Raw genomic sequence first — 12187 nt, forward strand, 5'->3', positions numbered from 1 at the left:
GGCATGAAACCCAGAGACGTCGCGACCTATATTTTCCTTGCCGTAGCATGGGGACTTTCGTTCCTCGTGGTGCTGCGCGTGGTCGAAGCCTTTGGCTGGGCTGGTGCGGTTGCCTTCCGCTCCTTCATTGCCGCCGGAACACTTTTTGCAATCGCGAAACTCTCCGGACGCAATCTTGATTTTCAGGCGGGCTGGCAACCCTTCGCCGTAGTTGGTGCAACCACCGTTGCGGGCCAGCTTATTGGCCTTTCCTACGGGACGCCGCTTATCGGCACCGCAATGGCCGCGATCTGCGTCGCATCCATTCCGCTTTTCTCGATGGTAATCAGCCAGCTCTGGGGTCTCGAACGCATCACGTCGCGCGGCCTCATCGGCTTGCTCCTCGGCGTGACCGGCATTGTGCTTCTGGTCGGCTTCCCGGCTGTTGCGGTTACGCCTGAATTCATCATGGGCTGTATTGCTGTGCTTTTCTCCTGCTTCTCCGCAGCTTTCGGCAGCAACTATGCAAGCCGTCGTCTTTCTACCACCGGCTCATGGGAAACCACCATCGGCGCATTCGTGTTTGGCGGCATATTGAGTTTGCCACTGATCTTGGCCGTTCCTGTGCCAGCCATGCCAGGGATGATTGATTTTGTGTATCTGCTGATTTCGGCATGCGTGATGAGTGCGCTTACCTATGTGCTTTATTTCAAACTGGTTGGAAATGTCGGGCCGACAAAAGCTATCAGCGTTGAATTCGTGGTAACGGTCATCGCGGTTCTCGTCGGTGCGGTGTTCCTCAAAGAACAACTTTCCTTGATCCAGTTTGTCGGTGCTGCTGTCATTATCAGTGGCTGTGCTCTGGTGCTGAGCTCGCGCCCGGCACTCCCCAAAGAATCCCAAACTTTCCCTGCCTCGGAAGTGACACCGGACGGCCTCAAGTCCGATCCGCTTTGATTTCACACTCTGATCAGCTCTCAAAGGCCCGCGCTTCCAAAGCCGGGCCCCTCTCTATTTCTAGTGCCTAACTCTCATAAATTGACCAGATGATAAAAAATTTGACCTTCCGTAAAAATCTGTCATCCTGTCTTTAACGGGCATCACGCGACGGCAAAGATCGCAGCCCGGAACAACGTTCAAGGTGTGCAAAGGGAACCCGCGCCTGAACAAGCAAAAATGGGAGATGCGATCGATGAGATCAGCAGACAATTCGCCTATTGATGCAATTGATAATCCGGGACATGCGAACGGGCCTGATATTCATGGCTCGCGGCTGGAAAAGGCCGACTATGTGCATGTTTTCGATGATCTGCATCCGCCGCTCAACAAGCATGAAGCCCTCGTTGAATCCGACCGCTGCTATTATTGCTATGATGCGCCTTGCATGAATGCATGCCCGACCAGCATCGATATTCCGCGTTTCATTCGCCAGATTAACACCGGCAATGCAATCGGTGCGGCAAAGACCATTCTTTCAGAAAACATTCTGGGTGGCATGTGCGCCCGTGTTTGCCCGACAGAAACGCTCTGCGAAGAAGTGTGTGTGCGCGAAACGTCTGAAGGCAAGCCGGTCAAGATTGGCGAATTGCAGCGCTATGCCACCGATGTTCTGATGGAAACCGGCAATCACCCATTCAAGCGCGCGCCTGATACCGGCAAGCACATCGCAATCGTTGGTGCCGGCCCGGCAGGTATCTCCGCTGCACATCGCCTTGCGATGTATGGCCATAAGGTGACGATTTTTGAGGCGCGGCCCAAGGGCGGCGGTCTTAATGAATATGGTATTGCCGCCTATAAGACAGTCAATAATTTCGCCCAGCGCGAACTTGAATTCGTGCTGAAAATCGGCGCGATCAATATCGAATATAACCAGACGCTCGGTCAGGACATCACCATTGAAGCGCTGAAGGCGGGCTATGATGCAGTTTTCCTCGGCATGGGCATGCCAGGCGTCAACGATCTGGCGCTTGCCGGCGAAGATGCGCCCAACGTGATCGATGCCGTCGATTACATCGCCAATCTCCGTCAGGCAAAAGACCTCGCTTCGCTCCCTGTGGGTCGCAATGTTGTCGTTATCGGCGGCGGCATGACTGCAGTCGACGTTGCCATTCAGACCAAGAAGCTTGGCGCTGAAAACGTCACCATCGTCTATCGTCGCGGTCAGGAAAACATGAATGCCAGTGCCTATGAGCAGGAACTGGCACAGATTCATGGCGTGGTGATCCGTCACTGGTTGCAGCCGCATGCCCTTGAGCGGAACGAAGACGGTACCGTCAATGCGGTTGTGTTTGAATATACCAATGCCGATAGCGGCAAGCTTTCCGGCACCGGCGAATATCTCATTCTTGAAGCCGATCAGGTCTTCAAGGCTATCGGCCAGAAGTTTGAACCCGAACCAATTGCGGGATCTGGCATCGGGCTTTCCAAAGGACGCATCAGCGTCGATGAAGATCGTCGCACATCCGTTGAGGGCATATGGGCAGGGGGTGACTGCGTTGCAGGTGGTCAGGATCTGACCGTTGCATCGGTGGAAGACGGCAAGGTTGCAGCAGAATCCATCCATGCGACGCTGACAAAACGTCCCGAAGCGATTGAAGGCTTTGCCGATGCGGTATTGTCGGGCGGCGCACTTCATGCGCCCTCCCCCTCTGCTTTGCGCGACCGCAGTGTGCCATTGGGCCAGGAACAGGGCTGAGGAGAGTAAACATGGCTGATCTTTCAACGAACTTCCTCGGCATTAAATCTCCAAATCCGTTCTGGCTGGCTTCGGCTCCGCCGACTGACAAAGCTTACAATGTCGAGCGTGCTTTCAAGGCTGGCTGGGGTGGCGTGGTCTGGAAAACGCTGGGGGCTGAAGGCCCACCGGTGGTCAATGTCAATGGTCCGCGTTATGGCGCGATCCATGGTGCTGACCGGCGGTTGCTTGGTCTTAACAATATCGAGCTGATCACCGACCGGCCGCTTGAAGTGAACCTGCGTGAAATGAAAGAAGTGAAGATGCGCTGGCCCGACCGCGCATTGATCGCTTCGATCATGGTGCCGTGCGAAGAAGAAGCGTGGAAAGCAATCCTGCCCCTGGTGGAAGAAACCGGTGCCGACGGCATTGAGCTGAACTTCGGTTGTCCGCACGGCATGAGCGAGCGCGGCATGGGTGCGGCTGTCGGTCAGGTGCCGGAATATGTCGGCATGGTTGTGAAATGGTGCAAGCAATATAGCCGTATGCCGGTGATTACCAAGCTGACGCCGAACATCACCGATATTCGCAAGCCAGCGCGTGGCGCGAAAGAAAACGGCACCGATGCGGTATCGCTGATCAACACGATCAATTCGATTGTGTCGGTCGATCTCGACAGCATGTCACCGGTGCCGTCCATCGATGGTCGCGGCAGCCATGGCGGTTATTGCGGACCAGCCGTCAAGCCGATTGCGCTGAACATGGTGGCTGAAATCGCACGCGATCCTGAAACCTACGGCCTGCCGATTTCAGGCATTGGCGGGATTACCACATGGCGCGATGCTGCCGAATTTATCGCGCTCGGCTGCGGCACGGTTCAGGTCTGTACCGCTGCTATGACCTATGGCTTCAAGGTCGTTGAAGAAATGATCGATGGTCTTTCCGACTGGATGGACAGCAAAGGCTATCAGACGCTCGATGATTTCCGCGGCATGGCGGTGGGGCATGTCAGCGACTGGCAGTATCTCAACCTCAATTATGTCACCAAAGCACGGATTGATCAGGATTCTTGCATCAAGTGCGGCCGTTGCCATATTGCCTGCGAAGATACCTCGCATCAGGCAATCACCAGTCTGGTGAATGGTGCGCGGCACTTTGAGGTGATCGATGAGGAATGCGTTGGCTGCAATCTCTGCGTCAATGTCTGCCCGGTCGAGGATTGCATCACCATGGAGCAGATCGGAGATTTCGATCCACGCACCAAGGCACCAATCCCGGCACAATATGCCAATTGGACAACCCATCCGAACAATCCGATGGCGGTCAAAGAAGCGGCGGAATAGAGCGCATCCCGAAAAGTGGGAACCGGTTTTCGGATAAGATGCGCGTAAAACAAATGTCAAAAACGCCGGGCTTTTTACCCGGCGTTTTCTTTTTGATATTTAGTTTTTAACGGCTGACGCGTTTGCCTTTTTCCGGCTCAAACACATGGCTTGTTGCTGGATCAATCGCAATGGTCAGCACATCGCCGGGACGCACGGTCAGGCGTTCGCGGAACAGGCAGGTAATCGGCTGATCGCCGAGCTTGCCCATGACCATAATTTCCGAGCCAGTCGGCTCGACAATATCAACCGTGACTGGCACGCCCTGCTCTGCAATCTTCATATGCTCAGGGCGCATACCATAAACGGCCTTGCCCGAAAGACTTGCATAATCGCCTTCCGGCAGGGCCATGCGGAATCCACCGTCAGCCACAAACGAGCCTTCCTCGATCTTGCCGTTTACGAAGTTCATCGATGGGGAACCGATGAAGCCCGCGACAAACATATTGGCCGGGCGGTCATAAAGATCGAGCGGTGCGCCGATTTGTTCCACCAGACCATCACGCATGACAACGATCTTGTCAGCCATGGTCATGGCTTCGATCTGGTCGTGGGTGACGTAAATCGTGGTGGTCTTCAGACGCTGATGCAGACTCTTGATTTCGCCGCGCATCTGCACGCGCAATTTAGCGTCGAGATTGGATAGCGGCTCATCGAACAAAAAGACCTGCGGATCGCGCACGATCGCACGGCCCATCGCCACACGCTGGCGCTGACCACCGGAAAGCTGGCGCGGGAAGCGGTCGAGCAGCTTGTTGAGGCCGAGGATTTCCGCTGCACGATTGACGCGGCTGTCGCGTTCTTCCTTCGGTGCATTTTTCAGCATGAGCGCAAAGCCCATATTGTCAGCCACCGTCATATGCGGATAGAGCGCATAATTCTGGAACACCATGGCAATATCGCGCTCTTTGGCGCGCAGATCATTGACCACACGCGGGCCGATGGCGATTTCGCCATCGCTGATTTCTTCAAGTCCTGCGATCATGCGCAAAAGCGTTGACTTGCCACAACCCGACGGGCCGACCAGCACGACAAATTCGCCGTCCTGAATATCCACTGATACGCCGTGCAACACGCCGACATTGCCATATTTCTTGATTGCATTTCGGATGGATACAGATGCCATCTTAAACCTCAACTCTTATTTGACGGCGCCTGCTGTCAGACCTGCAACGATCTGGCGCTGTGCGAAAACAGTTAGCAACAGGACCGGCAATGTGACCACGAGGGCTGCGGCGGCAAGCGGACCCCAGCTGACCTGTTCAAAGGACAGCATGTTGTAAACTGCGACCGGCAGGGTGCGTGTCTCGCGACTTGCAAGCACGATGCCGAAAACGAAATTGTTCCACGAGAAGATCACCGCAAGGATGAGCGACACCACAACGCCGGGCTTGGCGATGGGAAGTGCCACTTTTCTGAACACCTGCCACGAGGATGCACCATCGATAATGGCGGCTTCTTCAAGCTCCAACGGTGTTGTCTCGAAATAGCCGATCATGATCCAAATCACGATGGGAACGGTGACAACCAGATGGATAATGATCTGCGGCCAGAGCGTGCCGAGCAGTCCCAGCGTCTGGAACAGAAGGAACAGCGGGATCAGGTAAGACAGACCCGGCGTCATACGCGCAATCATGATGACGATTGCCGACTTGTTGGCGCGCAGACGTGCGATGCCGTAACCTGCCGGAACACCAACCAGCAATGCCAGTAAAGTGGCGGTTCCGGTGACGAGAATACTGTTCCAAAAATAGAGCAGGAAGTCGTTTGTCTCAAAAATCCCGGTATAGTTCGACCATGCTATGCGGTCAGGAATCAGGATTGGCGGATAAGCGCCGTTGTCGATTTCATATTTCAACGAAAGCGACAGCATCCAGACGAAGAAGAAGATTGCGGGCGACACGATCACGAAAACCATGAGTGCCGTGCCAAGCTTAGATAGAATTGACTTACGTGCCATGGTCGGTCCTCACGAGTTCCACTTGGTCCGCTGGCGCAGGGCCAGAAGGATCATCGACATGGCGATAATGACAATGAAAAACACCACGGCAATCGCCGATCCATAGCCAATGTCGTAATAGGAAAACGCCACGTTATAGAGATAGATATTGATGGTTTCCGATGCCGTTCCGGGGCCGCCCTGCGTCATCGCATAGATGATGTCGAAGCTTTTCAGCGCATCAATCGAGCGGATGATTACAGCCACCATGATAAACGGCAGGATCATCGGAAGCGTGATATAGCGGAATTTCTGCCAGCCATTGGCGCCATCGATTTCCGCACTTTCAAACGGATCGCGCGGCATGGAAGCAAGGCCACCCAGCACAATGAGCATCACCAGCGGCGTCCACTGCCAGGTTTCAACCAGCACCAGCGACGGGATAACCGTGCTCTGATTAAAGATCCACTCCTGTGGCGCAATACCGATCAGCGACAGGAGATAGTTCAGCACGCCAAGCTGCGGGTGATACATCATTGTCCAGACAAGGGCGACCGCAACCGGCGTTGCCATCATCGGCATAACAAAGATGCCGCGCAACAGCCCGCGCATCGGCAATTTGCTGTCAAAGACCAGCGCTGCAATCGTGCCCAGTATCATTGGCGCCACGACCGAGAGAACCGTATAAACAAGCGTATGCCACATGGATTCCCAGAAGCGCATATCGGCTGCAAGACGCAGATAATTGTCGAAGCCGACAAAGCTCTGCTCCCCGCCGAGCTGCCACTGGTTTGCACTCATCCAGAGCGTAAACACCCATGGGAAGACAATCACCGCCCCGACGGTGATCAAGGCTGGAAGAACAAATGGCCAGTAACTTGGCCGCAAGCGGCTCTTGCCAGTCTTGGTGGAGGAAGCTGCATTGGCAGCAGCTTCCGTTTTTGCACCGATCGGGGCAGCAGATGTCATTTTCCTTCGCTCCGTGCGAGGACCGGACGGAATTCTTCCGTCGCGCGTTTCATTTCAGTTTCTGCGTCAGCACCATTCAACAGATTGGTGAGGCCGACACCGATGATGTCGCGGAATTCCGTGACAGGTACGATGACCGGCAGGCAGAGCTGGCTGATCGGGGCAGATTTCGACAGAGCTTCCACCCAGCCCGCTGGCATGGTGACGCCTTTGCGCACAGCTTCATCATCGATTACCGACTTGCGGAACGGAACACCAGATCCCGACTGCAACAGGCGCGCACCCATTTCCTTGGAAATGGCCCACTGGCAATAGAGATAAGCGGCTTCCTTGTTCTTGGAAGCTTCGGTCACGCCGATACCGTCGCCGGTGGTTGGTGCTGCCTGTGCATTCGGGCCTGCTGGCATGACGCCATAACCAACCTTGCCGACAACACGCGACTTGTTCGGGTCTTCGAGCGGTGGCGCAAAGCCGATACCGTCGAGCCACATGCCGACACGGCCCTGCAGGAAGTTCGACTGGCATTCAGCCCAGTTGAAGCCCGCAACGCCGGGAGGTGCCGATTTGGTCATCAGGCGCTGATAGAGCTTGGCGGCTTCAATGCCTTCAGCCGAATCCGTCTGCAGATTGCCGTCCGCGTCAACCGACTGCTTGCCATAGCCGAGCAGGAGGCTGGTATAGACCGGCGCATTGGCATTCTTCATGCCGCGTGCGACAAAACCATAGGTTCTGGTTGATGGATCAGTGAGCGCTTCTGCAGCCGCAACCAATTCTTCAAAAGTCTTCGGGAATTCGATGCCCTTGGCGGCAAAAAGTTCCTTGTTCCAGTAGATGATCCAGTAATCGACCGAGAAAGGCAGCGCGCCAAAGCGGCCATTGGCATCCTTCGCGAATGTCAGGCCAGCGCTCGCGAAATCATCTTCTGCGAGTGATGCATCGGTCAGCGTCGGGTCCTTCAGGAACGGGTTGAGGTCAGCAAGCCAGCCACCCTTTTCAAACTGACGCTTCTGAACGTGATAGCTGATGTGAATGACATCGAAGCTCGGACGACCAGACGTCAGCTCGATCACCGCCTTCTGGCGCTGCTGTTGTTCCGGCATCTGCTCGGAATTGACCTTGATGCCGGTGAGCTCTTCGAATTCCTTCTGATATTTCTGAAGGATTTCGCCGCGCGGGCTCTTGATGAGATTTACTTCAAGCGTGGTGCCAGCATACTTCTTCCAGTCAACGGTCGACTGGGCGCCCGACTGCGCGAAAGATGGGCTAATGCCCGTGACACCCGAGGCGGCGATGGCCGCTGTTCCCGCCAGAAACTGACGACGTGTTGGACGTAATAGATTCATTACATGCTCCTCCCCTATGGCTTCTTGGCCCTATCATTCTTCTGGCCCGGCAACTCCTCTTGCGCGGCCCTGGTTGTTAAATCTGCAAAGCCAGCTTCCGTGCATTGTTGATGTGAACGGCGATGGCATCCATGGCTGTCTGCGGATCGCGTGTTTCGATTGCAGCAAGGACAGCGAGATGCTCCTGCATGACCGGGATAACACGCCCGGTGATGCGGAAGCGCTCCTGATTGATCAGGCGCATCTTGATCGTATTGGTCTGGTAAGCACGCCAGATGATCTCATTATCGAGCGAGCCGACAATTGTGTCGTGCAGGCTCCAGTCGATATTCTGCGCCCGTTCTTCAAGCTCCGGCGTTTCACCTTCGCTCATTGCGCGATTGAGAGTGTCTTCATGTTCAGCGCGCAACGAACGCAACAGCTCATCGGAAGCCGCCTGACAGAAGATGGCAATCGACTCCTTTTCGATGAAAAGGCGGAACTGAAACGCTTCGCGGATCAGATTGAGGTCGATATGAGCGATCTGAAGCCCGCGCTGCGGCACTGTCTTGATAAGACCTTCCGCCTCAAGGCGCGGGATCAGTTCGCGGATCGCGCCCAGTGGCAAGCCCGTCATGGTGACGAGCTGGCGCTGCGAAACGAACTGGCCCGGATGAAAATCACGCGCCAGCAAATGCTGGGTGAAGCTCTGATAAGCCTTATCCCGCAATTTTACTGGTTCGTTGTGATCGTCTGCCAAAGCCTGTCCCCTCTTAGTCCCGTTTGCTTATGCCGCCCTTAAGCTGCTTTTGCCATATGCAAACGGTCGAATACACTGCCGATTGCATCGAAATCCGCATCATTCAGTGAAATCAGCGGTGCACGTACGCGACGCCACTCCTTGTCACCCGTATGACGCGCCACCATGGCCTTGACCGCAGGCGTTACCGGATAGTTCAGCAATTGCTGTACTGCGCCGACCAGTTCGGCATCGTCCTGACCCTCGTTGATCATGCGCAAAAGGCGATCCGGGAACAGATTGGCCATGCCGGAAATTGCACCCTGCCCGCCGAGACGCACACCGGCTGCAAGATCACGTTCATCGCCGATCAGGATCGCAATGTCTTTGTGCGCAGCAAGCAACTTTTCCGTATAGGCCCAGTTACCGGACGAATCCTTCACGCCGATGATGATGTCACCGAAAGTTGCGCGCAGGCGGCTGATCAGATCGACCGAAAGCTCTACGGCGGTAACCGATGGAATGTTGTAGAGAATAATGCTGCGGGCATTGCTGCCCAGACCTTTGAACACCGCTGAAAACCAGTTGAACAGACCTTCGTCGGAGAGATTCTTGAAATAGGAAGGCGGTGCCAGAAGAATAGCCTTGCAGCCGCGACGCAGCGCATCGGCTGACTGCAGGACCGCATCGGCAATCGAGTTTTCCATGACGCCAACAACAATGTTCGAAGCCGGGAAACCCTGCGCGATGAAGGCGTCGAGAAGTGCTGCGCGCTCAGCATCGGCAATCGATGACCCTTCGCCGGTGGTGCCAAACAAGGTTACGCTTGAGCAGCCGCTGTCGAGGCGTGCGCGTGCGTGCTTCAGCGCACGGCTGACATCGATTTTGCCATCTGCATCGAATGGCGTCGTAAGCGCTGCAGAGAGCCCGAAACGCTCCTGCCCTGAATGATTGTGCGCCAAAACTGGCTCCTCCCAAATTTGAACTTTAAGCTTGCACATACTAACATGTTAGTAAAGAGTCAATTCGAGTTCAGTGTGCAATCGCATGATTTTGGGAGAACGTGGAAGAATGCAGAATTCGAGCGCTGGCCTCTCCTTCCCTCATCCTGAGAAGCTGTTGAAAACAGCGCCTCGAAGGACGAGGGAAAATGAACCAAATGCCTCCCCTCGTCCTTCGCACCAGCTCATGATGAGGGAGGGGAGAGGGGACGACAGGAGACGCTCAATTTATCGGACTGGAACAACGCCGGTTTCGATGAAGGAAAGAACTTCTGTTTTGCTTGGCGAACCGGCACGTCCGCCAAAGCGCGCGCATTTGATGGCGGCGGCAGCATTGGCAAAGCAGATGATGTCGGTCATCGGCTTTCCCCCCACCAGACCTTGCGCGAAAGCGCCATGGAACACGTCGCCTGCAGCCAGCGTATCGACTGCATCCACCTCGAAACCAGCCACATGCGAAACGGATTGACCAGCACCGTCGGCCCAATAGCAACCATCCACTCCAGCCGTGACAGACGTGAAGACACCATAGCGATTGGCAAGAATACGGACACATTCACGCAAATCCGCCGTGCCCGCGACGCTGATGGCAGCAGGCTCCGATGCAACAATATGAGTTGCAAGCGGCAGCAGCGTTTCCAACAGTTCGACGGGTGCGGTATCGGCATCCAGAATGGCCGGAATATCGGCATCGCGCGCAGCACGCAGCGCAGTTTCAGCAGCCCATGGCCAGCGCACATCGGTCATTACAGCCGCATAGGCTCGCGCCACAATCGGCGGCACCGGATCAGACGGGCTCGCAAGTTTGCGATCATAAAACGGCACGATAATGCGTTCACCATTCGCATCGACGAAGATCGAAGAAAATGCCGTGCGTGCGCCTTCCAGCCGTCGGATATAGGAACAATCAATGCCTTCGGCTTCCAGTTCTGCGACGGCGCGATCGCCCACTGGATCAACCCCGGCAGAAGCCCAGAGCGCCACGTCCCCGCCAAGCCGGGCAATCGCGGCAGCGGCGCTCGAGGCCATGCCAGCTGCAATCTCGACCGCTTCGCGCGGCAGATATTTGCCTGCCTGTTCGGGAAGCGTGTCGAGGCGGAAAATGGTGTCCATTGTGAGGGCACCGACACAGAGAATTTTGGAAGTCATGATCAGGAAATGAGGCCTTCCGAGCGAAGCATGGTCCAGAGCTCATCCGGGATCGACTGCTCGAACCAGACCACATTTTGCCTGATCTGTTCAGGTGAACGTACACCGATCAGAATGGAGCTGACGGCCTCATGCCTCAACGGAAACTGCATGGCGGCAGCGGCAAGCGGCACATTAAACTGATCGCAAATATCATGCAGGCGATTGGTGCGAGCAATGATTTCATCAGACGCGTCGGCATAATCGAACTTCCGTTCTCCGCCGCGCGGTGCTGCCAGAATGCCGGAGTTGAACACACCAGCAATCACCAGCGCCATGCCACGCTTTTGCGCTAGCGGCAGGAACTCTTTTTCCGAAACCTGATCAAGCAGTGAATAGCGGCCCGCGAGAAGCGAGCAGTCGAGATCGGCTTCTTCCAGCGCATCGCGAATGATCTGCCATTCGTTCACACCAAGACCAAAGCCCTTGATATTACCTGCCGCGCGCAACTCGGTCAGCGCACGAAAACCACCGCCCCTGGTCAGCGCGTTCCAGTGAAACTCATGCCTGTCGGCATGGGTTACGCGGCCGATGTCATGGACATACAGAAGATCGATTTCCGGAAAGCCGAGGCGCTGCTGGCTGTCATCGAAGCTGCGCATGACGCCGTCATAGCTGTAATCGAAAACCTCACGGAAATTGAGGCCATTATGCCAGCCCGAATCGAGCGGATTCTTTGGCGGCGATGGCGGCAGCGTGCGACCAGCGCGTTCATTGGTCATCAGACGCCCGACCTTGGTTGAAACGACAGCGCGTTCGGGCTTTTCGCGCAGCATATCGCCAAGAAGGTGCTCGCATCGGCCATAACCATACATTGGTGCGCTGTCGAAATAACGGATACCGCTCTCCCAACCGGCTTCCAGCAAAGCGTCCGCATCAGCACGCGAAACCGGGGCATAAAGCCCGCCCAAAGGCGCGGTTCCCAGACCAAGCGCGGTTACAGTCAGGCTGGTACGGCCAAGCGTCCGTTTCTCGGATGCATTCAAATGCATGG

At 55.6% G+C, this 12187-nt stretch carries 11 protein-coding genes; 3 read left to right on the forward strand and 8 right to left on the reverse strand.

Going from position 1 to position 12187, the window contains the following annotated elements; all coding sequences use genetic code 11:
- Positions 1-3: 3 nt before the first annotated feature.
- From AAE521_RS05935 to preA, 3 genes are all read left to right on the forward strand, one after another.
- Positions 4-936: a DMT family transporter gene (locus AAE521_RS05935; RefSeq protein ID WP_071631936.1), complete on the forward strand. Its 933-nt coding sequence runs from the start codon at positions 4-6 to the stop codon at positions 934-936.
- A gap of 226 nt (positions 937-1162) precedes the next feature.
- Positions 1163-2674 carry an NAD(P)-dependent oxidoreductase gene (locus AAE521_RS05940; protein ID WP_206044304.1) on the forward strand — a complete coding sequence of 504 codons (1512 nt, stop codon included), beginning with the start codon at positions 1163-1165 and terminating at the stop codon, positions 2672-2674.
- Between the two features lie 11 nt (positions 2675-2685).
- Complete coding sequence (gene preA / locus AAE521_RS05945; protein ID WP_010658188.1) at positions 2686-3996, forward strand: NAD-dependent dihydropyrimidine dehydrogenase subunit PreA; 1311 nt, start codon at positions 2686-2688, stop codon at positions 3994-3996.
- Positions 3997-4102: 106 nt separating this feature from the next.
- On the opposite strand, the gene AAE521_RS05950 is transcribed toward preA, so the two are convergent.
- The 8 genes from AAE521_RS05950 to AAE521_RS05985 all read right to left on the reverse strand — a co-directional run bounded on the left by AAE521_RS05950 (position 4103) and on the right by AAE521_RS05985 (position 12185).
- On the reverse strand, positions 4103-5161 hold the full coding sequence (locus AAE521_RS05950; protein WP_071631934.1) for an ABC transporter ATP-binding protein: 1059 nt from the start codon (positions 5159-5161) through the stop codon (positions 4103-4105).
- Between the two features lie 15 nt (positions 5162-5176).
- Positions 5177-5995 carry a carbohydrate ABC transporter permease gene (locus tag AAE521_RS05955; protein WP_071631933.1) on the reverse strand — a complete coding sequence of 273 codons (819 nt, stop codon included), beginning with the start codon at positions 5993-5995 and terminating at the stop codon, positions 5177-5179.
- A gap of 9 nt (positions 5996-6004) precedes the next feature.
- Entirely contained in the window at positions 6005-6943 is a 939-nt protein-coding gene (locus tag AAE521_RS05960; RefSeq protein ID WP_010658185.1) for a carbohydrate ABC transporter permease, read from the reverse strand.
- Positions 6940-8286, reverse strand: coding sequence for an ABC transporter substrate-binding protein (locus AAE521_RS05965; RefSeq protein WP_342060727.1), 1347 nt, complete (start codon positions 8284-8286; stop codon positions 6940-6942). Before AAE521_RS05965 ends, AAE521_RS05960 begins: the two co-directional genes overlap by 4 nt.
- A gap of 76 nt (positions 8287-8362) precedes the next feature.
- Positions 8363-9025, reverse strand: coding sequence for a GntR family transcriptional regulator (locus tag AAE521_RS05970; RefSeq protein ID WP_071631931.1), 663 nt, complete (start codon positions 9023-9025; stop codon positions 8363-8365).
- A gap of 38 nt (positions 9026-9063) precedes the next feature.
- Positions 9064-9966 carry a dihydrodipicolinate synthase family protein gene (locus AAE521_RS05975; protein ID WP_071631930.1) on the reverse strand — a complete coding sequence of 301 codons (903 nt, stop codon included), beginning with the start codon at positions 9964-9966 and terminating at the stop codon, positions 9064-9066.
- 267 nt (positions 9967-10233) lie between these two features.
- Positions 10234-11154 (reverse strand): PfkB family carbohydrate kinase, encoded by a 921-nt coding sequence (locus AAE521_RS05980; protein ID WP_071631929.1) that lies wholly within the window; start codon positions 11152-11154, stop codon positions 10234-10236.
- 2 nt (positions 11155-11156) lie between these two features.
- Positions 11157-12185 (reverse strand): aldo/keto reductase, encoded by a 1029-nt coding sequence (locus AAE521_RS05985; RefSeq protein WP_071632013.1) that lies wholly within the window; start codon positions 12183-12185, stop codon positions 11157-11159.
- Positions 12186-12187: the final 2 nt, after the last annotated feature.

This window comes from Brucella cytisi (assembly GCF_038433355.1).
Classification (GTDB): Bacteria; Pseudomonadota; Alphaproteobacteria; order Rhizobiales; family Rhizobiaceae; genus Brucella; species Brucella cytisi.